19 protein-coding genes and 1 riboswitch are annotated in these 26141 nt (G+C 70.4%); of the genes, 3 read left to right on the top strand and 16 right to left on the bottom strand.

All coding sequences use genetic code 11. From position 1 onward, the window contains the following. Positions 1 to 368: 368 nt before the first annotated feature. Complete coding sequence (locus ACJ7VY_RS13140) at positions 369 to 1187, top strand: BTAD domain-containing putative transcriptional regulator (RefSeq protein WP_161615247.1); 819 nt, start codon at positions 369 to 371, stop codon at positions 1185 to 1187. Between the two features lie 248 nt (positions 1188 to 1435). On the opposite strand, the gene ACJ7VY_RS13135 is transcribed toward ACJ7VY_RS13140, so the two are convergent. From ACJ7VY_RS13135 to ACJ7VY_RS13065, 15 genes are read right to left on the bottom strand one after another with little or no spacing between them, the layout of a single operon-like run. Next, the gene (locus tag ACJ7VY_RS13135; protein ID WP_161615246.1) at positions 1436 to 2773 is read right to left on the bottom strand and encodes a type II secretion system protein; all 1338 of its coding nucleotides are present in this window, start codon (positions 2771 to 2773) and stop codon (positions 1436 to 1438) included. Further along, positions 2770 to 3870 carry a prepilin-type N-terminal cleavage/methylation domain-containing protein gene (locus ACJ7VY_RS13130; RefSeq protein WP_161615245.1) on the bottom strand — a complete coding sequence of 367 codons (1101 nt, stop codon included), beginning with the start codon at positions 3868 to 3870 and terminating at the stop codon, positions 2770 to 2772. Before ACJ7VY_RS13130 ends, ACJ7VY_RS13135 begins: the two co-directional genes overlap by 4 nt. Continuing rightward, a complete protein-coding gene (locus ACJ7VY_RS13125; RefSeq protein WP_409475789.1) occupies positions 3867 to 7088 on the bottom strand; it encodes a hypothetical protein in 3222 nt (1073 codons plus the stop codon). The genes ACJ7VY_RS13130 and ACJ7VY_RS13125 overlap by 4 nt, the downstream gene beginning before the upstream one ends. A 43-nt stretch (positions 7089 to 7131) precedes the next feature. Next, positions 7132 to 7884: a type II secretion system protein gene (locus ACJ7VY_RS13120; protein WP_161615243.1), complete on the bottom strand. Its 753-nt coding sequence runs from the start codon at positions 7882 to 7884 to the stop codon at positions 7132 to 7134. Between the two features lie 10 nt (positions 7885 to 7894). After that, positions 7895 to 9151 (bottom strand): type II secretion system F family protein, encoded by a 1257-nt coding sequence (locus tag ACJ7VY_RS13115; RefSeq protein WP_104939520.1) that lies wholly within the window; start codon positions 9149 to 9151, stop codon positions 7895 to 7897. Continuing rightward, positions 9148 to 10854, bottom strand: a complete 1707-nt coding sequence (locus ACJ7VY_RS13110) for a GspE/PulE family protein (RefSeq protein WP_409475788.1) — start codon at positions 10852 to 10854, stop codon at positions 9148 to 9150. Before ACJ7VY_RS13110 ends, ACJ7VY_RS13115 begins: the two co-directional genes overlap by 4 nt. Continuing rightward, positions 10841 to 12286: an AAA family ATPase gene (locus ACJ7VY_RS13105; protein ID WP_409475787.1), complete on the bottom strand. Its 1446-nt coding sequence runs from the start codon at positions 12284 to 12286 to the stop codon at positions 10841 to 10843. The genes ACJ7VY_RS13110 and ACJ7VY_RS13105 overlap by 14 nt, the downstream gene beginning before the upstream one ends. Beyond that, on the bottom strand, positions 12283 to 13182 hold the full coding sequence (locus tag ACJ7VY_RS13100) for a tetratricopeptide repeat protein (RefSeq protein ID WP_409475786.1): 900 nt from the start codon (positions 13180 to 13182) through the stop codon (positions 12283 to 12285). The genes ACJ7VY_RS13105 and ACJ7VY_RS13100 overlap by 4 nt, the downstream gene beginning before the upstream one ends. Next, on the bottom strand, positions 13179 to 14933 hold the full coding sequence (gene mshL, locus ACJ7VY_RS13095) for a pilus (MSHA type) biogenesis protein MshL (protein WP_409475785.1): 1755 nt from the start codon (positions 14931 to 14933) through the stop codon (positions 13179 to 13181). Before mshL ends, ACJ7VY_RS13100 begins: the two co-directional genes overlap by 4 nt. A 54-nt stretch (positions 14934 to 14987) precedes the next feature. Continuing rightward, positions 14988 to 15770 (bottom strand): type II secretion system protein, encoded by a 783-nt coding sequence (locus ACJ7VY_RS13090; protein WP_409475784.1) that lies wholly within the window; start codon positions 15768 to 15770, stop codon positions 14988 to 14990. Position 15771: 1 nt separating this feature from the next. After that, positions 15772 to 16374, bottom strand: coding sequence for a hypothetical protein (locus ACJ7VY_RS13085; protein WP_409475783.1), 603 nt, complete (start codon positions 16372 to 16374; stop codon positions 15772 to 15774). Then, positions 16371 to 16889 (bottom strand): hypothetical protein, encoded by a 519-nt coding sequence (locus tag ACJ7VY_RS13080; RefSeq protein WP_313230696.1) that lies wholly within the window; start codon positions 16887 to 16889, stop codon positions 16371 to 16373. The genes ACJ7VY_RS13085 and ACJ7VY_RS13080 overlap by 4 nt, the downstream gene beginning before the upstream one ends. After that, entirely contained in the window at positions 16886 to 18286 is a 1401-nt protein-coding gene (locus ACJ7VY_RS13075; RefSeq protein WP_409475782.1) for a hypothetical protein, read from the bottom strand. Before ACJ7VY_RS13075 ends, ACJ7VY_RS13080 begins: the two co-directional genes overlap by 4 nt. Next, a complete protein-coding gene (locus ACJ7VY_RS13070; protein WP_161615491.1) occupies positions 18283 to 18822 on the bottom strand; it encodes a hypothetical protein in 540 nt (179 codons plus the stop codon). Before ACJ7VY_RS13070 ends, ACJ7VY_RS13075 begins: the two co-directional genes overlap by 4 nt. 4 nt (positions 18823 to 18826) lie before the next feature. Continuing rightward, positions 18827 to 19651: a prepilin-type N-terminal cleavage/methylation domain-containing protein gene (locus tag ACJ7VY_RS13065; protein ID WP_104939511.1), complete on the bottom strand. Its 825-nt coding sequence runs from the start codon at positions 19649 to 19651 to the stop codon at positions 18827 to 18829. 234 nt (positions 19652 to 19885) lie between these two features. Between ACJ7VY_RS13065 and ggt the strand changes: the two genes are divergently transcribed. Continuing rightward, the gene (ggt, locus tag ACJ7VY_RS13060) at positions 19886 to 21589 is read left to right on the top strand and encodes a gamma-glutamyltransferase (RefSeq protein ID WP_409475781.1); all 1704 of its coding nucleotides are present in this window, start codon (positions 19886 to 19888) and stop codon (positions 21587 to 21589) included. Between the two features lie 200 nt (positions 21590 to 21789). On the opposite strand, the gene ACJ7VY_RS13055 is transcribed toward ggt, so the two are convergent. Beyond that, positions 21790 to 23346 carry a BCCT family transporter gene (locus tag ACJ7VY_RS13055; protein WP_409475780.1) on the bottom strand — a complete coding sequence of 519 codons (1557 nt, stop codon included), beginning with the start codon at positions 23344 to 23346 and terminating at the stop codon, positions 21790 to 21792. A gap of 275 nt (positions 23347 to 23621) precedes the next feature. Beyond that, positions 23622 to 23723, top strand: a riboswitch (TPP riboswitch). A 102-nt stretch (positions 23724 to 23825) separates the two neighbouring features. Here ACJ7VY_RS13055 and thiC point away from each other — a divergent pair. Beyond that, complete coding sequence (gene thiC / locus ACJ7VY_RS13050) at positions 23826 to 25703, top strand: phosphomethylpyrimidine synthase ThiC (protein WP_409475779.1); 1878 nt, start codon at positions 23826 to 23828, stop codon at positions 25701 to 25703. Positions 25704 to 26141 lie beyond the last annotated feature (438 nt).

The following is a 26141-nucleotide window of genomic DNA, read 5'->3' as shown; positions in this document are numbered from 1 at the left end:
GAAACGGTTGTCACTGCGGCATGGTTGCCGATGAAAGTGGTTTGCCGGCGCTGCGCCCGGGTGCCGCCAATACGCCAGTTGCGCGGATCGGGGACGCCCGCGCCCGCCGCATGCGCCCGCATGCAGACGCGCCCGCGGCGCGGCAGGCGTCGCTCCGGATCCGGATCCGGCTGTCGGTCTGCAGCGGCGTCAACAGCAGGTGAAGATGCGTGATGGGACGCGGACGGTTTTCACGGTTTTATCAGTGAGGCCCCGAAAAACAGCGGGCCGCCAATCCGAACGCTGGGGAACCACATGAACCGTTTTCTCGCCTGCCATAGGGGGAATGGAAGCCTGTGTCTATCGAACCGCACCGGGGGGACCGGGCCATGAGCGCGTGGCCGGGTAACGCGCAGCCGCTGGTCCGGCTGCTCGGGCAATGCCGCATCGGCGAGGGTGGGCGCCTTGCCTACCGCAAGGGCTGGGCACTGCTGGCCTACCTGGCGGTCGAGCGCCCACGCGTGCATCGCCGCAGCCGCATCGCGGCGATGCTGTGGCCCGACCTCGCCCCGGGGGCGGCGCTGACCAACCTGCGCCAGGTGCTGGCCGATCTGAACCGCGCGATCGTCGCCGTCGCCGGTGAAGGCGTGCTGCTGATCGACCGCGAGCACGTGCACCTGTGCCCGCAGGCGTCGCAGGGGCTGTTCGACATCGACCTGCTGGAACCGGCGCAGATCGCCGGCAGCGCCGCGCGGGAGTGGCTGGAGGACGCCGGCGAACTGCTCGAAGGCGTGGCCCTGGAGCACTGCGACGAATTCTGCGAATGGCTGCCGGGCGCACGGGCGTGGGCGCTGCAGCGCCTGCTCAAGGCACTGGAGCGCGCGCGCGAGGACGCTACCGCCAGCCAGGACCTGGAGGTCGCGGTGAACCTGTGCCGACGCCACGTGATGCTCGACCCGTGGAACGAATCGCAGCAGCGCAGCCTGATGCGCCTGTACGCGCAGCGTGGTGAACCGGACATGGCCCTGCACTGCTACCGGACGCTGGCCCGCGGGCTGGAGCAGGAACTGGCGGTGGAGCCGCAGCCGGCGACCCACACCCTGGCGATGGAGATCGCGCAGCGCCATGCGGCCGCGCCATCGCTGCGTGGCTATGGTCGCATCCGCGCGCCGCGCGCGGCACCGCAGGACAAGGCGATGCGTGCCTGAGCCGGGCGCCGGCGCATGACCGTGCCGGCGGTCCGTTACCGGGCACCGTCTACATCCCGGCCGCACCCGCACACAGCGCCGCCAGCGTCCGTCGATGGCGGCTTTTTCGTTCCGTGACTTTCCCGTTCGATGACAGGGCGGCATGCGCGCGCGTCCGCCTCGGCACGCGCGCGGACCCGCATGCCGGGGCGGCGGACAGGCGCGCGGCGCGGGATCGGCCGCCGGCCCGTTGCCTTGGCGCGTCCGGCTCAGGGCCCGGTGTACTGCAGGTTCTTCGCCGCGGTGCGCACGGTGTCGTCGGGGAAGCCGCCGAGCATGTCGGCGCGGCGTGCATTGCTGACGATCTCGATTTCCAGGCGGCGTGCCTCGTCGGGGAAGCGGGCGGCGAACTGGTCGCGGTATTGCCGCGAGGTGGCGGCATAGGTGCCTGCCGCGGCCAGCGCCGCGCCGGCGGCGATGGTGCTGCCGACGGCGGTGCCGATGCTGCCGCCGGCGACGGCCACGCGCCAGTTCCAGCCGCCATAGGTTTCGAACATCTCGGCGATGGTGTCCAGGGTCTCGGAGGTGGTGTTGATCAGGTCGGCGGTGGCGTCGATGAGCGCCACCGAGGCGTTCATGGCTTCGGCCACGCCCAGCTCGACCATGATGTCCAGCTGCACCTCGTGGTTGGCCATGGCCGGCGTGGTCAGGCGCGCGGCCATGGCCACGTTGGCGTGCGCGTACAGCGCCGGGGCGTAGTGCTCGCCGCAGCGCAGGCGGCTCCACAGCTGGTCGATGCCCACCGCCAGCACCTTGTCCTGGTAGTTGTCGGGGCCGCCGCCGGGGCGGCGCGGCGACTGGAACACCGGTGAGGTGGCGTCGTGCGCGGGCGCGAGCGGATCGACCACCGCCAGCGCGTAGGCGACGTTGCCGGCGACCTGCGCTGGCTCCAGCTCGCGCCGGGTGTGTACGTGCTCCGCGCTGGCCGGCAGCATCGCCGCGTTGCGCAGGGCATTGCACAAATCCATGCTGTTCAGGCTGTTCAGTCCGCTGTGCGGCAGGTTGGCGCAATCGACCACGCTGCAGTTGTCCCACGGCTGGAGCTTGCTGAAGGGCACGAACCGCGGCGCGTTGATGGTCACCTGCAGCGGCACCGCCTGGTCCGCGATCTGCGCCAGGTCGGCCGGCAACGCGGTATCCACGTCGGCCACGCGCTGGGCGGCGGTGCTCCAGCCGGCCAACGGCGCGCTGTCGCCGCTGCGGCGCAGGACGCCGTAGCGGATGTTGCCGGCGCGGCGGTCGGGCAGGCTCAGCGTGCGCCAGGGCAGGGTGCCGACCTCGCCCTGGGCGCAGTCCTCGCGGCCGTCGCTGAGCGGGCTGGCCGGGCAGGGCAGGCGCGCGTGGATGGTGGCATAGCCCAGCACCGCGTCGTCGGCGCGCTGCAGCAGGTCGCGCTGTGCCACCTGGCTGCGCTCGTGCGCGGTGTCGCTCAGCCAGCGGGTGAGCAGGATGCCGATGATGCCGAGGATGACCAGGGCCACGGTCAGTTCGATCAGCGAGAAGCCGCGCTGGCGCGCGCGGGCGGGGGAGATGGCGGTGGGCGTCATGGGTTCAGTCCTGCGCGATCCAGGGTAAGGGCGGTGTCGCGGGCGTCCTGGTAAAGCGTGTCGATCCGCTCCATGAAGTTCCTGACCTGGTCGCGCCGGGTCCTGGCGTCCTCCACCGCATCCTGGGCGTCCTTCAGGGCGATGGCCGCGCTGGCCAGGCTCTTGGCCGCCATGCCCATGGACACCACCGACTTGGCCAGCTGCTTGGCGCCGGCGGCGATGGTCAGCCCGTCCGGCGGCCAGCCCGAGGCCAGCAGGGTGAGGGCGATGGCCTCGTTGGTGATCGACTCGGCCATGGCGTACACCGCCAGCGCCAGGCTGACGGCGGCCTGGTCGCGGGTGGTTTCGGCGATGTGGATGTCGAACTCGCGGAACTCGAAGTTGAAGCGGGTCAGCTCCAGCGAGCTCCAGGCCGATTGCGCGGCCTGCGCACTGCCCTGGGCGCGGGCCAGGCGGTCGGTGCACGACAGGCGGCTTGCGAGTTCGCCGGGGCCGGCGGCGACCGTGGCCAGGTCACTGTCGGTGGGGGTGCCGGGCATGGTCTGCGCCGCCGGCTTCCACTGCGCGTCGGCATCGGCGCGGCCGTGCCCGGCCAGCCCGGAATGGCCCAGGTAGTAGGCCACCGGCATGCCCAGCCCGGCCATCGGTATGTCGCTGCGCTGTTCCAGCAGCAACTGCATGCACAGGTCCAGGCCGTTGCTGTTGCCGGTGACCGCCAGCGGATCGGTGGGCGGCAGCAGCGGATCGAAGGCGTTGCCTGGCGCCACCGCCAGCCGCGGTTGCACCTGGTAGTGGATGCGCATGCGGGCGGGCAGCCCGAGCTCGGCCACCGGCAGCCAGCCCACGGCGGCACCGGTGGCGCGGCCGTTGCCGTCGCCGTCGGCCGTGGGCAGGTGCCCGGTACTGCGCATGTAGCCCAGTAGCGCCTGTTCGGCCTGCGCCAGTTCCTGCCGCTGGCGCTCGGCGTCGAGCACCCTGTTGCCGAGCGGCAACAGGCTGACCAGCAGGACCGTCAGCAGCGCGGCGATGGCCAGCGCCACGGCCAGTTCCACCAGGGTGAAGCCGGCGCGGGCCAGGCGGTGCGGGGCGCGGCTCATGGCTGCACCAGCGGCTGCGGGCCGGCCGAGCCGCGCGAGTCGGCCCATTCCAGCGCCGGTTCGGCGCCGAACGCCATCGGGATCTCGTCGCCGCCGCTGACGCTGCCGCTGCGCATGTCCTCGTACTCCTGCTTCAGCTTCTCGTATTGGGCGTAGAGGTCGTCGTAGTGCTTCTTGGCGTTGCTGGCGCCGAGCTTGGCGCGCTTCCAGTCCTCGAACGCGCGGCTGTAGGGATAGCGCTGGCAGTACAGGCCCACCTTGTAGGTGTCGCCCCAGGTGATGCTGCCGGGCCACCACCACTGGCTGCCGTTCCACTGGCGGCTGTTGAAGTACGCGCAGGCGTTCTCCGGCAGCAGTTCATACAGCTGCAGCGTCCCGAACAGCGGCGTGTTCGCCGGACTGGTGATCAGCAGCGGCGGGCGGCCGCCGCCGTAGGGTTCGGGCGCGTAGAACGGCAGCCGCCGGTTGGCGGTGCAGGTGCTGTCCACTTCCACCCAGTTGTCCTTCCAGTAGCCGGCGGTCGGTGGGGTGGCGTTGGGATCGCCGGGCACCCAGATCGGTTGGTTCTCCGACTTCTTGCAGGAATACGTATACGTCTCCACGATCGGCGACTGCTTCCAGGCATAGCTGACCGGGTTGTCGTCCTTGTCGCGGGTGATCTCGATGGCCCACTGGAACCAGTCGTAGCCGGCGCCGGTGGGGTACGTCAGCCACGGTGCTTCCTTGCGGTTGATGCGCCCGTTGTAGGCGTTGCGGGCGTTGTCCATGCCCTGCTGCAGCCCGGCCTGTTCGGCCCTGAGCTCGTTGAGCCGGTCCTGCATGTTGGGCTTGCAGACCGCATCCGGCGTGGGGTCGCGCGGATAGGGCGGCGGCGACAGAGTCTCGACCCAGCCGTAGTTCTTTTCGGCATCGCTGCCGTTGCGGTCGGTGCACGCCGCGTCGCGGTAGCGGCCGGTGCCGGGACTGACCGCCTTGCACTCGCGCACCGGCTCGGGCTTCTGGCAGGTCTCGATGTACAGGACCGTAAGGTTGGCGTTGTCGCACTTCTGCCGGGTCATGGCGGTCTGCGGGCTGGCGCCGCAATGCTGGCTGTCGTCGCGCTGCGCCTTCATCTTCGACAGGATCGAATCGCCGCCGCTGAACCAGCTGTTGAAGTTGTCCTCGCGCAGCTTGATTTCCCGGTCAAGCTCCTCCTTGCGCATGCGCAGGCTGGACCAGTCCTGGGCCAGGGTGCGCAGGGCGATGGCGTCGGTCACCGCCTGGTCCTGGTTGTAGACGTAGTCGGTGATCTCCACCCGGTCGCGGTCGCCCTTGGGGCGGGTGACGGTGATGGTCCGGGTGGCGTCGTTCGGGTCCGGTTCGGGGATGGTCTCGGTGCCGACATGGGTGCACGTGCCGCCATTGAGCACGTACTGCCCGGCGTTGGCACCGACATAACGGCACTCCACCCGGACCTGGGCCTTGCCGTAGCGGCAGTCCTTCCAGTTGCCGTCGCAGATCCGCTGGCGCGTGGCCTCCACGTCGATGCGCTCGACGATGCGGCCGTTCTCGCTCAGGTCGCCATTGCCGGCCACGGCGACGCCCCACGGCGCCAGCCGCCAGGTTTCCAGGGCATCGACCTGCACCTGCAGGGTCTGCCAGTTCTTCCTGGCCTCCTCGGTTTCCTGCTCCAGCCCCTTGCGCGGCGCGCCGGCCTCGTATTCCGGTTCGTACAGCGGGTTGCCGCTGCTGTCGTACATCGGCTTGCCGTCGGCATCGAGCCGCGGGATCGGGTTGCCGTTGGCGTCGCGCCGGTAGACGATGCGGTACTTGTCCTTGGGGTCGTCGCCCTCGCGCCAGTCCGGGTTGAGCTCGGTCTTGACCACGCCCTCGTCGTCGCCGCAGTTGCGCGCCCACAGCGTGCATTCCAGTTGCCGGCGCGCTTCTTCGGGGTTGCTGACCGGCGGAATGGCCGATTTGCGCGCCAGGTCGCGCGCCTTGATCGTGGCCGCCAGTGCCGCGCTGACCAGCGGCAGCGAGGCGGCCTTGGCCGCCAGGGTCACGCCCTTGGTACCCAGGCCGACCACCGCGGTGACCACCGCTGAGGTCTTGATCGGCACTTCGGCGCAGGTGGTGCCCAGCGACGCGATGCAGGTGACGATGGCGCGCACCAGCGATACCGAGGAGGTCACCAGCGTGGTGATGTTGTCGGACAGGCTGATGGCGGTGGCTACCAGCTTGAAGATCACCGAGATCTGCGCCTGGACCGCGCCCTGCACGGCCGATTCGGTGGCGTCGATGTTGCTGGCCTGCAGCTCGCCCAGCGCATCGTGCAGGGTCACCGCGGCGGCCAGCACGTCCATGCCGGCCAGCGACACGTTGTAGGGCGTGGCGGTGGCGGCCGCCGCGCCGGGCAGGCCCAGCGGCGTGGCGTAGGCGCGCGCCAGCGGTGCCGGCGTGGCGCCGCCGAGCAGCCGGCAGCCGAGCATCTGCCCGGCGCCGTCGAAGGTGCGCACGCGCACGCGGTCGTCGTAGCCGCCACTCCATTCCTGCCAGGGGGCGGCCATCTGCGCGCCACCGGCGGCGTTGGCGTCATCCAGGCGCGACGCCCCGGACTGCGGGCCGGCGGCGGCGATGCCGTAGGCCACGTTCCAGGGCACGCCGGCGCTGCCGGCGCGCAGCGGATCGTGCGGCTGCACCTGCGCCAGCTCCAGCGTGCGGCACAGGTCCAGTCCGTTGACGGCGACGAAGCCGCGACGGCCGGTCTCTTCGCCGTCCTCGTCGCGGGTGATGATCTCGCGCACGCTGCCGTCGGTGAGGGGCGGCTGGTAGGTATTGCCCGGCGCGGTGAGGTCCAGGTGGGTGGCGGCGTCGCCACGATAGACCATGTAGGCCACCGGACCGAAACGCATGCCGTCGCCGGAGGCGCCGAGCAGGGTGCGCGCGGGCAGCCAGCCCTTGGCGTTGCCCGAGGCGCAGTTCTCCTCGCCGTTGGCGGTGTCGGCCGGGCACGGCAGGCGCGCGTGCGCGGCGGCGAAGGCGGCGATCGCCTCGTCCGCCCAGCGCAGCGCCTGCTCCTGGGCCACGGCCTGCGCCGGCGCGCGCTTGGATTGCCACAGCACCGCGCCAGCGGCCAGCGCGCTGCCGACCAGCAGCAGGATCAGCATCACCTGGAGCAGGCCGAAGCCGGATTGCGCGGGGGTCGCGGCCGCGGGTGGAAGACGCGTGGGCTGGTTCATGACGGGTGTCCTGAATGGCCGTTGGGGGAAAGCGGAAACGGGGTCACTGGTTCATCCGCAGGTAGCCGGTCATCACCTTGACCAGGCCGTCCTCGCGGCCGTTGCGGGTCTGGGTGTCGTCCTCGGTCCATGGCCGCGGCTGCGATGCGCTGCTGCTGCCGACGGCGACATTGCACAGGCTGCTGCCGCCGCTGTACTTGGGGATCGGCGCCTGCTCACGCAGGCGGCCGAAACAGGCGTCGATGCGGCCGTCGATGCGCGCGTCGAGCTGGTTGGCCAGTTCCGGGGTCAGGCCCTTGAGCACCATGATGTTGCGCACCCGCGGCTGGTAGCCGCCGGTGGGCGTGGGCTCGGCCCAGTCGATGACGGTGTCGAAGCACACCTGCAGCTGCTGCGGGTTGCCCTGGCTGTCGCGGTAGACGTAGAACGATTCCATGCCCTCGGCGCGCCCCTGCGGCAGCGCGACGCCGCGTTCGAGCATGGCCTTGCGCAGGGCGAAGTTGCCCGGGTCGTCGCACAGCTCGCGGCCGTTGCGGTCGAGCTGGCCGTTGATGCGGCCGCTGGGGTTGGCCGGGGTATCGCCGGGGACCACCCCGCTCTGCTGCACGTAGCGGTCGTAGGCGACGATCCAGCCCTGCACGAACTCGCTGCCGATGCGTTCGGCCTCGGCGCTGCGGTAGACGTCGCGGCCGACGCTGACCGCGCCGATGATCAGCGCGATGATCACCAGCACCACCGACATCTCCATCAGGGTGAAGCCGGCGGCCGACGGCAGGGGGCGGGTAGGACGGTGCATGACGGGATCCTCAGAACTGCGGGGAAGCGATGGCCTGCTTGACCAGGTCGTAGACGGGCAGCAGCAGGGCGACGATCAGGAACACGAACATGCCGCCGGCCAGCAGCACCACCACCGGCTTGATGACTTCGGACAGATTGGTGATCAGCCGCTGCAGGCGCAGGCTGTACTCGGCCGACAGGCGCGCGAACTGCGAATCCAGGGTGCCGGTCTCCTCGCCGACGCCGATCATGCGCACCATCATCGAGGGGAAGCCGCCGACCTGGCGCATCGCCGCGGACACCCGGTCGCCGCGCTCCAGTACCTGGCGGATGGCGATGATGCGGTCGCGGTAGTACTCGTCGCGCATCGCCCGTTCCATCACCTGCAGGCTGCTGACCATGTCCACGCCGGCGCGGATCAGCAGCGCCATGTACTCGGTGAAGAACGCCAGCCCCGAGGAGTACATGATGGTCCTGGCGATGGGCAGCTTGTGCAGGGTGTAGTGCGCGGCGCGGCGGAAGCCGCGGCTGTAGCGCCAGGCCACCCACAGCACGAACGCGGACACCACCATGGCCACGGCGATGAAGCCGATGTGGCCGATCAGCCATTCCGAGCCCTTCATCACCGCGATGGTCAGCGGCGGCAGTTTGGCGTTCATCTGCTTGAACAGATCGGCCAGGTTGGGGATGACGTAGTAGATCCAGAAGCCGCCGGCGGCGAAGATCGCCGAGAACACGAACGCCGGGTAGATCAGCGCCTGGCGGGTGTCGGCGGTCATCTTGGAGATGCGTTCGATGTGGTCGGCCGACTCCATCAGCATCTTGTCCATGGTGCCGGTTTCGTCGCCGATCATCAGCAGGTTGCGCACGGTCTCCGGGAACGCATCCGGGTAACGCGACACCGCGTCGCTGAGCGAGGCGCCGGCATCCAGTTCGTCCAGCAGCCGGCGCGCCAGCCGGGCGGCGTTGGAGGTGCGGCCACCGCCGACCTCGTTGGCCACCGCACGCAGCGATTCCATGATCGGGATGCCGCTGGAGGTCATCACCGCCAGGTCGCGCAGCATCCCGGCCAGCTCCACCGAGCGGATGCTCGGCTTGACCAGTTGGGTGATGGTGCGCTGCGCTTCGGCCAGCCAGCCGGGGAAGCGGTACAGGGTGAGCACGACCGCGTCGAAGTTCTTTTCCAGCCACATCCGCGCCGACGAATCGTGTTCGACCGACAACTGGGTGACGCCGGCGCGCACGCGGCCGCTGGAGAGCAGCAGGCGGTAGTAGTAGACGTTCATGGCGCCGGCCCCACGCCGGCCACGCGCATCACTTCCTCGCTGGTGGTCTGGCCGGCGATGACGCGCGCCCTGGCGACGTCCTCGATGCTGCGGAAGCCGGCGTTCATGGCCAGGCTGCGCAGCGTCTCGCGGCTGACGTCGTCGGCGATGCCGTTGGCCAGCGCTTCGTCCACCACCATGATGTCGTACACCGGCAGGCGGCCATGGAAGCCGCTGCCGCGGCAGCGCTCGCAGCCGGCGCCGCGCTTGCCGCAGCAGCCGGCCGGCAGGTCCAGCCATTCCAGTTCGCGCTCGCTGAAGGGCACTTCGTGGGCGCAGAACGGGCAGTTCTGGCGCACCAGGCGCTGGTTGACCACGGCCAGCAGGTTGTCGGCGATGACCTGCGCCTCCAGCCCCAGCGGGCGCAGTCGCGGGACCACGCCGAACACGGTGGTCACGTGCAGGGTCGAGAGCACCAGGTGGCCGGTGGCCGCCGCTTCCAGCGCCGCCTGCGCGGTCTCGGCGTCGCGCATTTCGCCCAGCAGGATCACGTCCGGGTCGTGGCGCAGGAAATGCCGCAGCGCGGAGCTGAACTCGTAGCCGGCGCGACGGTTGACCTCGGTCTGGCCGGCGCCGGGCACGCGGTATTCGATGGGGTCCTCGACGGTAAGCACGTTGCGCTCGATCAGCGACTGCATCCGCAGCGCGGCATGCAGCGAGGAGCTCTTGCCCGAGCCGGTGGGGCCGGTGATCAGCACCAGCCCGGCCGGGCGCGCGAACAGGCGTTCCAGCACCGCCACGTCCTCGGCGAAGAAGCCCAGTTCCTCCAGCCCGGCCAGGTCGCTGTGCTCGGGCAGCAGGCGCATGACGGTGCGCTCGCCGGCATCGGTGATCAGGGTCGACACGCGCACCGTCACCGACGAATCCAGCACCGTGGCGCGAAAGCTGCCGTCCTGCGGGCGGCGCTGTTCGGAGATGTCCATTTCCGCGGTCAGCTTGATGTAGCCGAGCAGGCGGTTGAGGGTGAGCGGCATGGCGAACATCGGCCGCAGCACGCCGTCGACGCGGAACAGCACGTGCAGGCTGTCGTCGGACGGTGCCAGGTGGATGTCGGTGGTGCGCTCGCGCACCGCGTAGTGCAGCAGGTAGTCCAGCAGCTTTTCCGGGCTGTAGGCATGGTCGTTGTCGGTCGACAGCCGCTTGATCTCGCGTTCGAGCAGGCTTTCGACCGGGTTCTGCGCGAAGTAGTAGGTGTGGCGGATCAGCCGCGCGACCTTGCCGTATTCGCCCTGCAGGAAGCGGCAGCGCAGGCCGCAGCGTTGCAGCACCAGCTGCCCCACGGCCTGGGTGTCGGCATCGCCGAGCAGCACTTCCAGCGCATCGCCGCTGCGCCGCAGCGGCAGGAACTGGCGCAGCTGGCACAATTCGCGGTTGAACATCGCCAGCACCTGCGGTTCGGCATGCGCCAGCGTGTCCACCTGCACGTACTCGATGCCGTTCATCTCGGCCAGCACGCGCACGATGTCCGACTCGTTGGCCAGGCCGTGGCGGATCAGGACGCGGCCCAGGCGCTGTTTCTCGACCTCGTTCTTCTGCAGTGCGTACTGCAGCTGGGTGGCGTCGATCAGGCCGCGTTCGAGCAGGCGTTCGCCCAGGCGCGTGCCGTCGCGCTGCACGGCGGGCGGGGTCGCGGGGCGGGCGGGGGAGGGATCAACCGTTGCCATGGTGTTGCGTTTCCGGGGAAGTGGACGAAGTGGCGGCGCGGGCCGCCAGCAGGGTGTCGAACAGGAACAGGGTCGCCGGGTCGGGGGCGCCGCTGGAGGGCAGCCCGCTGTGTTGCTGGAAGCGCGCGATCGCCGCGCGCATCCGCGGCCCGTAGAGGCCATCGAGGGGGCCGCCATACAGGCCTTCGGCCTGCAGCAGCACCTGCACCGCCAGCACGCGCGCGCGCTGGTCCTGCGCGGCCAGGAAATCCTCCGCGCGCAGCCGCGCACGCCATCCCGCCTGCCAGCCGTCGGCCAGCCGCTGCAGGCACAGGCCTTCGCGCGTGGGCAGCCGTGCCAGCCAGGTATCGGTGACCGCCTGTACCTGCACCCCGGCCTGGCCCAGGCGGCGCAGGCAGCCGCTCCAGTCCGCGTCGTCGTCGTCGCCGGCGGGCGCGGCGGTGGCCTGCAGCGGCATTGCCGCGGCTGCCGGCGGGGCATCGCCGGCGCGTGAATCGGCGCCGCGCAGCGCCAGCGCCAGCAGTGTCGCGGCCAGCACCCCGGCCAGCGAGGCGGCGGTGGCCAGCGCCGGCCGCGTGCGCCGCAGGCGGCGTGCCAGCGGGCGCGCGCCGGCTTCGGCGGCGGCGGTACGCACCAGCGCCGGGTCGATCACCCGCGCCTGCGCCGGCATCGCGTACAGGCCATACAGGCAGCGGTCCATGATCTGGTGGATGCGGCGCGGGTTGCCGCCGCTGGCGCGGTGCAGCGCCAGCGCGGCATCGGCGCGCAGGCGGATGCCGGGGCTGGGATTGCCGGCGGCATCCAGCCGGAAATGCACGTAGCGCTGCACTTCGTCGGCGGCCAGGACGTCGAGCTGCACGTGCTTGCAGATGCGGCTGGTCAGCTGGCGGATGCCGGGCTGTTCCAGGTTGGCGCGCAGTTCCGGTTGCCCGGCCAGGACGATCTGCAGCAGCTTTTCCTGGCCGGTTTCCAGGTTGGTGAGCAGGCGCAGCAGTTCCAGGCTTTCCAGGGTCAGGTTCTGCGCGTCGTCGATCATCAGCACGCAGGTCGCCTGCGCGCGCCATTGCTGGACCAGGAAGCGGTTGAGGGTGTCGATGTCCGCCGCCGGCGTGCCGCGCGCTTCCAGCCCGAAGTCCCGCAGTACCGCGGCCAGCAGGTCCGGGCCCTGCAGGAAGGTGTTGAACACCAGCGAGGTGACCATGCCCTCGCCACCGAGCGCGACCAGGAGCCGGCGCAGGAAGGTGCTCTTGCCGGTGCCGATCTCGCCGGTCAGCAGCACGAAGCCGGCGCGGGTACGCAGGCAGTGCGCGGCCTCGACCCGCTCGGCTTCCAGCCGCGCGGTCTGGAACCACGCCGCGGCATCGGGCGTGGGCGGGAACGGCGCACGTTCCAGCCCCAGCGTCTGCAGGTGGCGGGCCAGGGCCGGGTTCATGGCGCGCCGCGGTCCAGTTCGGCCAGCGCGCGAGCCACCTGCGGCGAGCGCGGATGGCGCCCGGACAGCCGTGCCAGCCGCGCACGCGCGGCGTCGGCGTCGCCGCGGCGGGCGTCGAGCAGGGCGATGTTGACCCCGGCGTTCACGTCTTCGGGAACGCGCTCGGCGATCCGGCGGTACAACGCTTCGGCCTGGTCGGTGTCGTTGCCGGCATGCGCGACCCAGGCCTGCATGCGCAGCAGGGTCAGGCTCTCCGGCGAGAGCAGGCCAGCCAGCCGCGCCAGTGCCTGGCGGGCGTTGTCCAGGTCGCCGCCGGCCATCGCGCGCTCGACATCGGCCACGGCCTGTTCCACCGCGCGGCCGTCACCGCCGGCATCGGCCGGGGCGGCGCCGCTGCGGCGTTCGACCTCGATGTGGATCGCAGGCGCGGCGCTGTCGTTGGCGGCGGTCGCCGGCAGCGGCGCCGACCGGGCCGGGGCCGGTGTGGCGACGCCCGGCGTGTTGCTTGCGGGCGTGTCGGACGCCGGCTGCGGCGCGGGAACGACCGCCGGCGTGGATTCCGGCGGTTGTACCGCCACGCTCGCGGCGCTGGCCGTCGGCGCCGGGGCGGGCGCGGGGGCCACGGCCGGCGCCGCGGGCACTGTGGCGAGGGTCGTCGCCGTGGTGGGCGGGGCGGCGCCGCTGCCGGCGACCGCCGACGGCGCGGCGGTGCCGCGCGCGCCCACGCCCAGCAGCACCGCGCCGGCCAGCACGAAGCCGCCCAGGCCGGCTGCCGCGAACAAAAGGGGGCCGCGGGTGGACGGCGCCCGCCGTGCCCACCAGGACGCGCGCGGCGCCGGCCGCACCGGCAGCGCCGGCGCGTCGTGTTCCCGCAGCGCGTCGTGGATCAGGCTCATATCACCTTCACCCGCAGCACCAGCACCAGCTCGCGGGTGCTCTGTTGCTTGGCGCGCGAACCGAACAGCTTGCCGAACGCCGGCACGTCGGACAGGCCGGGGATGCCGCTGTCGTTGAGGTTGGCCTTCTGGTCGATCAGCCCGCCGAGCAGCACGGTGTCGCCATCGCGCAGGTTGAGCGTGGTGGTGATGCCCTTGACGTTGACCACCGGCAGGGTGACCGCGTTGCCGTTGGGGAACTTCTGCAGCTCCAGGCTGCCGGGCACTACTTCGGTCTGCATCGGGTGCACCAGCAGTTCGACGCCACCGTTGTCGTGCACGATCGGCGCCACTCCGATCACCACCCCGGAGAACAGCGAATCGGTCTGGATGTCGGTGGACTGGTTGTACGCGGTGCCACCGCCGGTGTTGGAGAAATTGCTGGTGGACTTGGTGACGTAGCGGATGTTGGAGCCCACGCTCAGGTAGGCCGGGCTGCCGTTGCGCACGCGTACGCTGGGGTTGGACAGCACCTTGACGTTGCCGAAGGTGCGCAGCGCGTTGAGCGCGGCCGAGAACGTGTCGGTCAGGTAGCTGATGCCCAGCCCGCGCCCAGCCACCGAGCCCAGCGTCTGGTTGGGGAAGATGATGTTGCGCGCCTGGTCGCCATAGCGGCCATAGCGCTGGTAGGGCAGCAGGTTGGGGTTTTCCGGGATGCCGAGGTCGGGGTTGGCGGGGGTGCCGGGCAGCGGTGCGATGGTGGCCGGGCTGTCGCCGTAGATGCCGGCCACGCGGTTGCGCAGCAGGTTCCAGTCCACGCCGTACTGGAAGTTGTCGTTGAGCGAGACGTCCAGGATCTGCGCCTCCACCAGCACCTGGCGGCGCATCTTGGTCGTGGTGTGGCCGACCAGTTCCTCCACCGCGCGGATCTGCGACGGGCGGGCGCGCACGAAAAGCGTGCCGGAGCTGGGGTCCAGGCTGTAACGGCTCTTCTCCGGCGCCGGCGGTGCGTCCGGGCCACGCGCGGTGGCGGCCTGCTCGTCGCTGCCCAGGATCACCTTGAGCGCGGCATCCAGCTGCTTGTAGGGGTCGCTTTCCTTGCCGACGCTGCCGCTCATGGTGAGCGTGCCGCGCAGCGACTGGCCGCCGCCGCCGGCGCTCTGGATGCCGGCGCCGAACACGTCGCCGCCGGTGGACAGGTCGAAGGACGTGCTGGCGTTCAGCAGGTCCACGTTGAAGATGCGTTCGCGCATCTGCCCGACCACCAGCGCGCCGCCGCGGATCTCGCCGTGCAGGTCGAACGCGCCCAGGATGTGGTTGTAGACCTCGCGCGCGCTGACGTTGCGCAGGTGCAGGCTGGTGCGCTGGCGCTGTTCCAGCACCTGCGGGTCGACGATCAGGTTCATCTTCAGCTCGTCGGCCAGCGCCCACAGCAGCTGGCCGACGTCGGCGTTGAACATGCTGATGCTGACCACGGTGTTTTCCAGCGGGTCGTAGGCCGGCGCCACCGGCGCGGCGGCCTCGGCCTGCTGTTGCATGCGCTGCTCGACCTGTTCGCGCATGCGGTCCTGCTGGGCGGCCAGCTTCTTCGATTCCTCGACGATGGCCGTGCCGCTGCGCTCCAGCGTCTTGTACTCGGTCGGCGGCAGTTCCTGCACGCTGCGCGGCGGCATGTTGCTGCAGGCGGCCAGGGTCAACGCGCCGATCGCGCTGACGAGCGTTCTGACCGTGGGGCGGTGTGGGACGCGGGCGGTGCGGGCGTTGGGATTCATCGGTTCTGTACCTTGGAAGGATGCGGTGGAAGGCAGAGGGAAGGGCATCGGCGGTCAGCGCGTGGTGGCCATCAGCCAGCCGAGCAGGGCGGTGGCGCTTTCGGCGACGACGAGATCGTCGTAGCGCTCGTCGCCGGGGTAGTCGGGCGGGGTGACGCAGGTACCGTTGCCCTGGGCGAAGGCGCGGTTGTTGGCGCCATCGAAGCCGCCGCCGCCGCCGTCGCGCGCGGCGACCGGGGCCACCAGCACGAACGCGGGGTTGACCATGCGCGTGCCGGTGCCACCGCTGCCGCACTGCGTTGGAGTGCCGCCACTGATGTAGTGCGGCTGGCTGGCCTGCGGCGCGGTGGTGGTGCTGGCGACGATGCGCGACAGCGCCGAACCGAAGCCGCCGATGTACTCCAGGTCCGGCTGGTCGGCCGATTCGCGCGCCGGGGCGACCAGGTCGGTGTTGGCGGTGCCGCGGTACACGCCGTAGCGCAGGCGCTCGCCGCGTACCGGCAGCTCCAGGCCGAGGCTGGCATAGGGCAGCCAGCCGACGTTGCCGGTGGCGCTGCAGGCGCCGTTGCTGCCCTCGAAGCCACTGTCGCCGGTGCCCGACAGGTCGGGGCACGGCAGGCGCTTGTTGCGCAGCGCGAACGCATGCAGCGCCTGCCGCGCGGTCTCGGCATGGGCGCGGGCGGCATTGTGGCGGCGTGCCTGGCCGAGGTTGTCGAAGGCGGACAGTGCGGTCATGGTCAGCAGCCCGAGCACGCCGACGACCACGGCCAGCTCCACCAGCGAAAAGCCGCTGCGGGTGCCGGGGCCGAGCCGTGCCGGGCGGTGGCGTGGCCGCATGTCACTGCGCCCGGCCCGGTGCCGCGGGCAGGTTGGCCGGCGCCACGTCGTAGCGCAGCTGGCCCTGCAGCTGCTGCAGTTCGGCCAGGATGGCGGCGTTGCGCTGGCGCTGTGCCGGGCTGTCCGGCTTCTGCGTGGACTCCGCCAGTTCCACCGCCAGCGCCTGCGCGCGCTTGGCGATCAGCAGGTTGTTGCGCAGTGCGTCCAGGCGCACGTCGGCAGGCGCCTTGCCGGATTTCTCGAGCTGGTCGAGCTGGGCCAGCAGGTCGTCGGCCATGCGCATGTTGTTGCCGGACTTCAGGCGGATGTCGGCCAGCGAGCGGCCGATGTCCGTTGCCGTGGCCGCTGCCGGGGGCGGCGCCGCGACCACCGCGCGCTGCGTGGCGCTGCCGCCGGCCGGGGCGTCGGCCTGCAGCCACGGTGGCGTGTCCGTACCCGCGGGCGTGGCCTGCGGTCCGGCGGCGGCGTCGGCCTGCGCCGCGGCCGCCGGCGGGGCGGCGGGCGCGCCCGCATCGCCGGAATGCCGCACCGCCAGTATCGCCAGGGCACCGCCGGCGATCAGGCCGGTGCCCCACAGCAGGGGCTTCCTGTAGCGCGGGTTCATCGTTGTTCCCCCGCGTTGTGGGTGTACGGCGAGGGCACCGGCAGCGTGGCCAGTTCGCCGGCCGCGTTGCGGATGCGTACCCAGTCCGGGCCGATGGCGTCCACGCGCGCACCGCTGGCCAGGCGCGAGCCGCGCTGTACGCGTTGGCCGTCGACCACCGCGCTGTGCCGGCCATTGGCCACCAGCACCAGCGAGACGCTGTGCGCGGCGTGGGTTTCCGCACCGCCAGCGAGGGCGGACGACGGGCCGCCTTCGCTGGCGGGCGGGGTGGCCAGCGGCAACGCCAGCAGCGGCTGGCCATCACCGATGGGTACGCTGCGGCGCAGCCGTTCGACCTGCGCCTGCATCTTCTGGTTGTGGGCGATGGCGCTGCGCAGCTCCACCATGGCGGCGGTTTCGTCGGCGTCGTTGCCCAGTTGCAGCACCGCGGGCTTGACCACGACCATCGTGGCCAGCCAGCCGGTGACCGCCAGCCACACCACGAGCGCGATGGCGGCGATGAACTTGATCTTCATGGACGGACCTCAGCCGCCGCAGCCGGCGGGCGCTTGAGCAGATAGGAGAAGAAGCCGCCGGCCGAACGGGTGTTCATGCCACCGCCCTGCGGATCGACCGGCTGTGGATCGAAGCCGGCCCGGCGCAGGCCCTCGACGAAGGCCGGTACCTGCATGCCCGGGGTACCGCGCCACGGGTCGGCTACGCCGTCCACGCGCAGCGTGTAGTCGTCCGCGGCCGGCGGTGGGGCGGGCGGCATGCCGGGGGCGGCACGCGCTGTTGCCGGCTCCTCCAGCTTCACCCGCAGGATGCGCACCTGCCCGGCGGCGGCATCCCGCACCTGGGCCAGGCTGGCGCTGGGGTCGGCGCCGTCGTGCAGGCGCGTGGCGCGTTCGATGAAGGCCTGCACGCCGGCGAAGCCTTCGGGCATGGCCTGCTGCGCCTGCATCGCCGCGATCCGCTGCTCGATCGCTTCGATCTCGCTGCCCACTTCGTCGGCGCGTGCGCTGGCCTCGCTGCCGGTCAGCGCCCAGCGGGCGCCCAGGGCGGCGAGGATCAGCGCGAACACCAGCGACGCGGCACTGGCCACCGGCAACAGCGACTCGGCGCTCCACGCCAGGCGGCTGGCCAGCGGATTGATGGCGATCCCGGGCCGGGCCTGGGACTGGATCCAGCCGATGCCGCTGCGGTACTCGTTGCCCTGCTCGTCACGCACCACCCGCAGCGGCACGCTGTCCACCCGCAGGCCGCTGCGCACGGCAAACACCTCGCGCAGCGCATCGTCGCTCCACGGCTGGCCCGCATCCGGGCGCGGCACCAGCACCGGGCACCAGTGCAGGGCCAATGGCTCGAGGCTGTCCTCGCCGCTGCCCAGGTCCTCGGCGAATTGTTCGGCGAGCGCGCCGACGGTCATCGCCATGTCCGACGGATCCTCGCTGTAGGCCAGCGCGGTGCGGTAGATCATGTCGTGCTTGAGCACCGCCAGCACGCTGACCTGGCGGCCGGACTGCAGCACCAGGCCGAGGCCCGGCCGCAGCGACTTGAACAGCAGCGAGGTGAACGGAATCAGCAGGCAATGGTCCGGCTGCGCCTCCGCCCACGCGTAGGTCTGCTGCCACAGGTCCAGCGGAACCGCGGTGAACAGGGTCTGGTAGCCGGCGCCGATGCTGCGCGTGCGGTGGATCAGGATCTTGCTTTCGCCGTCGATCATGCCGTCCGAACGCAGCCGCCGTTCGATCAGCGCGACCGCATGCGCGGGGCTGCCTTCGAGCGAGATGACGTTGCTGACCGCATTCTCGAAATCGCTGACCACCACGGCCGCACCGGCCAACCGCGGGCGGCTGTCGCTGCGGGTCACGGTGGCACCGTCGAACAGCAGCCAGTGGCCCTGTTGCTGGATGACGTGGAGCAGGCTCATGGCAGGGGATTCCCGTGGGGGCCGGTGTCGTCGGCGGTCTGGAACAGCAGGCTGCCGCGCAGGGTCAGCGACAGCGGCGCGGGCCGGCGGTCGACGCTGCCGGGCGGGTCGAACAGCCCCTCGTCCGGGTGGGTGACGGCGATCTCGAACGATTCGGCGCCGAACAGGTGGTCCGGCGAACGCTGCACGGTGGCCAGCAGCGGCAGCGCTTCCTCGCGGTGCATCTGGCTCTGGCGCAGGTTGATCAGGCGTTCGCCCCAGGCGCCGGGCAGCAGCCCGTTGGCCTGGGCGCTGGCCAGCAGCTGGCGCGCGGAATTGGCGTGCTCCACGCGCAGCCGCGTCTCCTGCTCGCGCACCTTGGCCTCGGACAGCAACTGGTTGCGGTCGCCCAGGCGCTGGTAGGCGTCGGCCAGGGCCGAGCGTTCCTTGATGAACCACACCGCCGCCACCACCAGCGAAGCCAGGGTGGCGGCGAACAGCAACAGCGAGGTGCGGCGCGATTGGCGCAGGCGTGCGAGCAGGGAGGGCCGGCGCATCGGCTTACTGGTTCATCTTGTAGCTGGCGACGACGGTCATGACCTGGTCGTCGTCGGTGCCGGTGCCGAAGGTCTGGCCGTCGGTGACGGCCGCGGACATCGAACCGGTGTTGTTGCCGCCCCATTCGGTGCCGATGGCGTTGGCCGAGGTCGCGCCGCCGGAGGCGGTGGCGGTACGGGCCTGGATGCCGACCTGGCGGAAGGCACCGTTGCTGGCGTCGGGCTTGCCGTCGATCATCTGGTCCAGCGCGCGCGCCAGGTCCGGGGTCAGCCCGGTGATGATCATCGCGTTGCCCGAGCCCCACAGCGTGCCGGGCCGGTTCCAGCCGAAGCACACGCGGATCTCCTGCGGGTTGCCGTTGGTGTCCAGGTAGGCGTAGCGGTCTTCCTTGCCCTCGCCGCGGCCCGGCGGCAGGGTGATGCCGGCCTTGCGCACCAGGTCGCGCAGGTCGAAGCCGGTGTCGCCCTCGCGGGTGCGGGTCAGGCCGTTGCTGGTCGGCAGCGCATCGGTGCCGGAGCAGATCAGCGCCGGCTCGGTGGCGTTCTGGCTCATGTCGCCGCCGGAGAAGCCGGTGAAGTGGGTGCCGTTGACCATCAGCTGCGGGGCGGACTGGTTGTCGCCGATCGGCGCGCCATAGCGCTGGTGGTAGCTGTTGTAGGTGACCACCCACTGGTCGACGAACTTCTGCTTGATGCGGGTGTACTCGGCGTTGCGCTGCACGTCGCGGCCGATCATCACCGCACCGATGATCACGCCGATGATGACCAGCACCACGGCCATCTCGACAAGGGTGAAGCCGCCCTGGCGGCGCTGGGAAGACATTTGCATTGGATTGCCCCTTTGATGGAAACCTGCGCTGCCCACCGGGAACGGACGTTCCGGCGGGCGTGTGTTGTTTCGGGGCAACGTGATAGAGCACGGACGTAAGAGGAACGTAAGAGCGTGCCGCCCGCGCCGCGCGGCGCGCTGGGCGCGCGGCACACGGCGGCCTGCATGGCGGCACATGCGCGGGCACCGCTGCGGCGGTTATCGTCGGGCTTCGTCCCGTTGCCGGTCCCGCCGATGAAACGCCTGCCGCTGCTGCTGTTGTCCTGCCTCGCCGTTCCCGCCCTGCATGCCGCCGACCGCATCACCGGGCCGGGCTTCGCCACCCGCTCGGAGGTGATCGCGCCGCACGCGATGGCCGCGACCTCGCAGCCGCTGGCCACGCAGATCGCGCTGGACGTGATGAAGTCCGGCGGTTCGGCGGTGGATGCGGCGATCGCCGCCAACGCCGCGCTCGGGCTGATGGAGCCGACCGGCAACGGCATCGGCGGCGACCTGTTCGCCATCGTCTGGGACCCGAAGACGCAGAAGCTGTATGGCTACAACGGCTCGGGCCGCTCGCCGAAGTCGCTGACCCTGGCCGAGTTGCAGCGCCGCGGGCTGAAGGAGATTCCCGCCACCGGGCCGCTGCCGGTGTCGGTGCCGGGCGCGGTCGATGGCTGGTTCGCGCTGCACGCGCGCTTCGGGCGCAAGCCCATGGCCGACAACCTGGCCCCGGCGATCCGCTACGCGCGCGACGGCCACCCGGTGGCCGAGGTGATCGCCTACTACTGGGACCGTTCGGTGCCGCGGCTGTCGCCGTACCCCGGCTTCAAGGAGCAGTTCACCGTCGATGGCCGCGCCCCGCGCAAGGGCGAGCTGTGGCGCAACCCGAACCTGGCCGACACCCTGCAGAAGATCGCCGACGGCGGCCGCGACGCGTTCTACAAGGGCGACATCGCGCGCACCATCGACGCCTATTTCAAGGCCAACGGCGGTTTCCTTTCCTATGGGGACCTGGCCAGCCACCAGGGCGAATGGGTCGAACCGGTAAGCAGCAATTACCGCGGCTACGACGTGTGGGAGCTGCCGCCCAACAGCCAGGGCATCGCCGCGCTGCAGATCCTCAACATCCTGGAAGGCTACGACTTTACGAAGATCGCGTTCGGCTCGCCCGAGCACGTGCACCTGTTCGTCGAAGCCAAGAAGCTGGCCTTCGCCGACCGTGCGCGCTTCTATGCCGACCCGGCGTTCTCGCCGGCGCCGGTGCAGCGGCTGGTGTCCAAGGACTACGCGGCGCAGCGGCGCGCGCTGATCTCCATGGATACGGCGCTGAAGGAGGCGCAGCCGGGCACGCCCAGGCAACTGGAGGAGGGCGACACCATCTACATGACCGTGGCCGATGCCGACGGCATGATGGTCTCGCTGATCCAGTCCAACTACCGCGGCATGGGCAGCGGCATGGCGCCGCCGGGGCTGGGCTTCATCCTGCAGGACCGGGGTGAGATGTTCGTGCTGCAGGATGGCCATCCCAACGGCTACGCGCCGGGCAAGCGCCCGTTCCAGACCATCATCCCGGCGTTCATCACCAGGGACGGCAAGCCGTTCGCCAGTTTCGGGGTGATGGGCGGGGCGATGCAGCCGCAGGGCCACGCGCAGATCGTGATGAACCTGGTGGACTTCGGCATGAACCTGCAGGAAGCCGGCGACGCGCCGCGCATCCAGCACGAGGGCTCGACCGAACCGACCGGGCAGGGCACGGCGATGCGCGACGGCGGCGAGGTCAACCTGGAAACCGGCTTCCCCTACGAGACCATCCGCGCGCTGATGCGCAAGGGCCATCGCGTGGTGTTCGCCGACGGCCCTTATGGTGGCTACCAGGCGATCATGCGCGATCCCGCCACCGGCGTGTACTACGGTGCGTCGGAGAGCCGCAAGGACGGCCAGGCCGCGGGCTATTGATGAGGCCAGGAGTGAGTGAAGAGGAGTGAGAAAAGGGCCTGGATACCGTCATTACCAGGCATGCGTTCGTTGGAAGGCGCTTCCCGCCTGCGCGGCAATGACGGAATGATGCGGAGATGGCAGGCAAACGCGGAGCCGCTGTTGCCTTTTCTCACTCCTCTTCACTCACTCCTTGGCGTTAACTCACTCCGCCGCCCCGCTCACTTCTGCTCTCCAGCCTCTTCCTGCGCGGCCATCTCGCGTTCGATCCACGCCTGCACGGCATGCCGCGCGCGCTGCGCGCGGCGCCGTTCCAGCTGGTACTCCAGGTCCAGCACGCGGTACAGGCATACCATCACCATCACCATCAGCAGCGCGAACGGCAACGCGGCGATGGTGATCATGCCCTGCAGCGCGTCCAGCCCGCCGGCCAGCAGCAGGGTCGCGGCGATCAGCGCCACCGCCACGCCCCATACCGCCTTGCGCGCCGGCGGCGGATCGCCGGCTTCGTCGGTGGACATGCTGGCCAGCACCAGCACCGCCGAATCGGCCGAGGTGACGAAGAAGATCACCAGCAGCACCAGCGCGATGCCCGACAGCAGCAAGCCGCCGGGCAGGCTGTCGAACAGTGCGAACAGCACCGTCTCATAGCCGTTGCCCAGCGCCTGCAGCAGGTCGGCGTGGCCGCTGATCTGCGCCCACAGCGCACTGCCGCCGAACACCGAGAACCACACGAAACCAAGCAGCGTCGGCGCCAGCACCACGCCGACCACGAACTCGCGCACGCTGCGCCCGCGCGACACGCGGGCGATGAACGCGCCCACGAACGGCGCCCAGGCGATCCACCAGGCCCAGTAGAAGATCGTCCAGTCCGCCACCCACGTGCTGCCCGAGAACGGCGACATGCGCAGGCTCATGGTCACCAGCTGGTTGAGGTAGGCGCCGAGGGTGGTGGTGAAGGTGTCGAAGATGAAGCCGGTCGGCCCCAGCACCAGCACCGCGGCCAGCAGCAGCGCGGCCAGCAGCAGGTTGCAGTTGGACAGCCACTTGATGCCACGGTCCACGCCGCTCAGGGTCGAGGCCATGTACAGCACGAAGGCGATGGCGATGATGCCCAGCTGCACCGACACGCTGGCGGTAAGGCCGAACACGCGCTGCAGTCCGGCGGCGATCTGGATGGTGCCGAAGCCCAGCGTGGTGGCCACGCCGATCGCGGTGGCCACCACCGCGGCGATGTTGACCGCGTGGCCGATGGCACCGCGGTGGTGGCGTCCGATCAGCGGCTGCAGCATGTCGCTGATCAGGCCGCGGCCGTTGCGGTTGTACTGGAACCATGCCATCGCCAGCCCGATCAGGGCGTAGATCGCCCACGGGTGCAGGCCCCAGTGGAAGAAGGCGTAGCGCATCGCCGCGCGCGCCGCGTCCACGCTCTGCGGCGGCAGCCCCTCGGGCGGCTTGGAGAAATGCGAGATCGGCTCGGCCGCGCCCCAGAACACCAGGCCGATGCCCATGCCGGTGGCGAACAGCATCGCCAGCCAGCTGGCGCGCGAGAAGTCCGGCTCGGCGTCCTCGCCGCCGATGCGCAGGTTGCCGAAACGGCCGAACGCCAAGTACAGCAGGAAGGTCAGCGTCAGGAACACGATCAGCAGGTACAGCCAGCCGACGCTGCGCACGACGTCGACCAGCACGGCCTGCACCACGTCGTTGAAGGGGCCGGGGGCGATGCCGGCCAGCAGCACCAGGGCGGCGACCAGCGCGATGGAAACACGAAACACCATGGAGGAGCTTCTCCGATCTGGGGATGGGGGGCGAGCCAGGGCTTGCAGCGGAACCGGTCGCCGCGGCGCCGGTCATGGCGTAACCGGTTGCCCGCGGACACGGAAGGAGGGAGGCCGGCATGGCGGCACGGGGCCGCCTGGCGGCGGCAGCGGCGCATCCTACTGAACCCGACGTCACGAATCCGTTAGTGCCCGCCGCGTCGCCGCCACGCGGCCCGCGCCGGTGGCGTGCCGGCCGCGCGTTCCACCCGGCCGGCCGCTTCGTGTTCTAATGCCGCCCGAAGCGGGGGTACCGCGGCGTTGGCGCCACGGTTGAGACAGTCCCTTGGAACCTGATCCGGTTGATACCGGCGTAGGGAAGCTTCGCAATGTTGCCGTGCGTGGACGCCTGCCCAGGCTGCGTCCATGCGCCGGTGGCGGCGCGCCTTCGCTTCGTCCGGCCCGTGCATCCGCGTGGGCCTCCAACAGGACGACGCCCGATGAATGCACCGCTTTCCGCCCTGCAGCAGCAGGCACAGCAACTCTCCGGATCGCTCACGCAGCCGATCCCCGGCTCGCGCAGGATCCACGTGCCCGGCTCGCGCCCGGACCTGCGGGTGCCGATGCGCGAGATCGCGCTGACCCGCACGCCGACCCTGTTCGGGGGCGAGCACAACCCGCCGGTCACGGTCTACGACACGTCCGGCCCCTACACCGACCCGGACGCGCGCATCGACCTGTGCGCCGGGTTGCCGGCATTGCGCCGCGCATGGATCGAGGAACGCGGCGACAGCGAATGCCTGGCCCAGCTGGGTTCGACGTTCGGCCGTGGCCGCGCGTGCGACCCGGCGCTGGAGGCGGTGCGCTTCCCCGCGCGCAGCCTGCCGCGGCGTGCGCGCGCCGGTGCCAACGTCACCCAGATGCACTACGCGCGGCGTGGCATCGTCACCCCGGAAATGGAGTTCGTCGCGATCCGCGAGAACCAGCGGCTGGACGAGGTGCGCGACGCGCAGCTGCTGAAGCAACACCCGGGCGAGCACTTCGGCGCCGCCTTGGCGCCCCGCATCACCGCCGAATTCGTACGCGACGAAATCGCCCGCGGCCGCGCGATCCTGCCGTGCAACATCAATCATCCGGAATGCGAGCCGATGATCATCGGCCGCAACTTCCTCACCAAGATCAACGCCAACATCGGCAACAGCGCGGTGTCCTCGGGCATCGCCGAGGAAGTGGAGAAGCTGGTCTGGGCGATCCGCTGGGGCGCCGACACGGTGATGGACCTGTCCACCGGCAAGCACATCCACGAAACCCGCGAATGGATCATCCGCAATTCGCCGGTGCCGATCGGCACCGTGCCGATCTACCAGGCGCTGGAGAAGGTCGATGGCCGCGCCGAGGAACTGACCTGGGAAATGTTCCGCGACACCCTGGTCGAGCAGGCGGAGCAGGGCGTGGACTACTTCACCATCCACGCCGGCGTGCTGCTGCGCTACGTACCGCTCACCGCCGCGCGCACCACCGGCATCGTGTCGCGCGGTGGCTCGATCATGGCCAAGTGGTGCCTGGCGCACCACCGGGAGAACTTCCTCTACACCCACTTCGAGGAGATCTGCGAAATCATGAAGGCCTATGACGTGGCCTTCTCGCTCGGCGACGGCCTGCGCCCGGGCTGCATCGCCGACGCCAACGACGCGGCCCAGTTCGGCGAGCTGGAGACGCTGGGCGAGCTGACGAAGATCGCGTGGAAGCACGACGTGCAGACCATGATCGAAGGCCCGGGCCACGTGCCGATGCAGTTGATCAGGGAGAACATGGACAAGCAGCTGCGCGAGTGCGGCGAGGCGCCGTTCTACACGCTCGGGCCGCTGACCACCGACATCGCGCCGGGCTACGACCACATCACCAGCGCGATCGGCGCGGCGATGATCGGCTGGTACGGCACCGCGATGCTCTGCTACGTCACGCCGAAGGAGCACCTGGGCCTGCCCAATCGCCAGGACGTGCGCGACGGCATCATGGCCTACAAGATCGCCGCGCACGCGGCCGATCTCGCCAAGGGCCATCCCGGTGCGCAGGTGCGCGACAACGCGCTGAGCAAGGCGCGCTTCGAGTTCCGCTGGGAGGACCAGTTCCACCTCGGCCTGGATCCGGACAAGGCCAGGGAGTTCCACGACGAGACGCTGCCGAAGGAGGCGCACAAGCTCGCCCACTTCTGCTCGATGTGCGGCCCGCATTTCTGCTCGATGAAGATCACCCAGGACGTGCGCGACTACGCGGCCGAACGCGGGTTGGACGCCGCCGGCGCGCTGGCGGCCGGAATGGAGGAGAAGTCCAGGGCATTCCGCGCGCAGGGTGCGCAGGTGTACCGCGCCGAGTGATGCGCCGGTGCCCGCGCGGGCACGGCGGTGATCGCCGCCGCGCCCGCCCGCACGCGGCGGACGGGCGCAGTGGCGTGAATCTGTCTTTATGTTTTCTTCAGCTTGTTGAATTGCCCGCGCCGGTGACAACGGTGCGGCGGCGCGTATTGGCCGCGCACGCTGCAATCACGCGGGTTTGCGTGATTGCAGCGTGCTACGGTGTTTGCAAAAGAATGAACGGCAGATAAAAAAAATCGCGCCCTGGGGCGCGAATTCTGAAACGGATTATGTGGATTGCGTCGGCGAGAGAGAGCCTGGTGTCGTCCCGCATGGGTACACGGGTAACTGCCATAGGCTAATATCCGCGCGCCTTGAAACATTTGCTCTTTGCGTTGACGCCATTTGCGGAATTTGGCGGTTCACTGGCGGCAACACCACCAGGGGGCGGGCACAGGACGA

The sequence above is a fragment of the Stenotrophomonas sp. Y-13 genome, assembly GCF_046267925.1.
In the GTDB taxonomy this organism is placed as follows: domain Bacteria; phylum Pseudomonadota; class Gammaproteobacteria; order Xanthomonadales; family Xanthomonadaceae; genus Stenotrophomonas; species Stenotrophomonas acidaminiphila_A.
The sequence above is the reverse complement of the archived record's forward strand: the minus strand, read 5'-3'. Positions and strand labels throughout refer to the sequence as shown.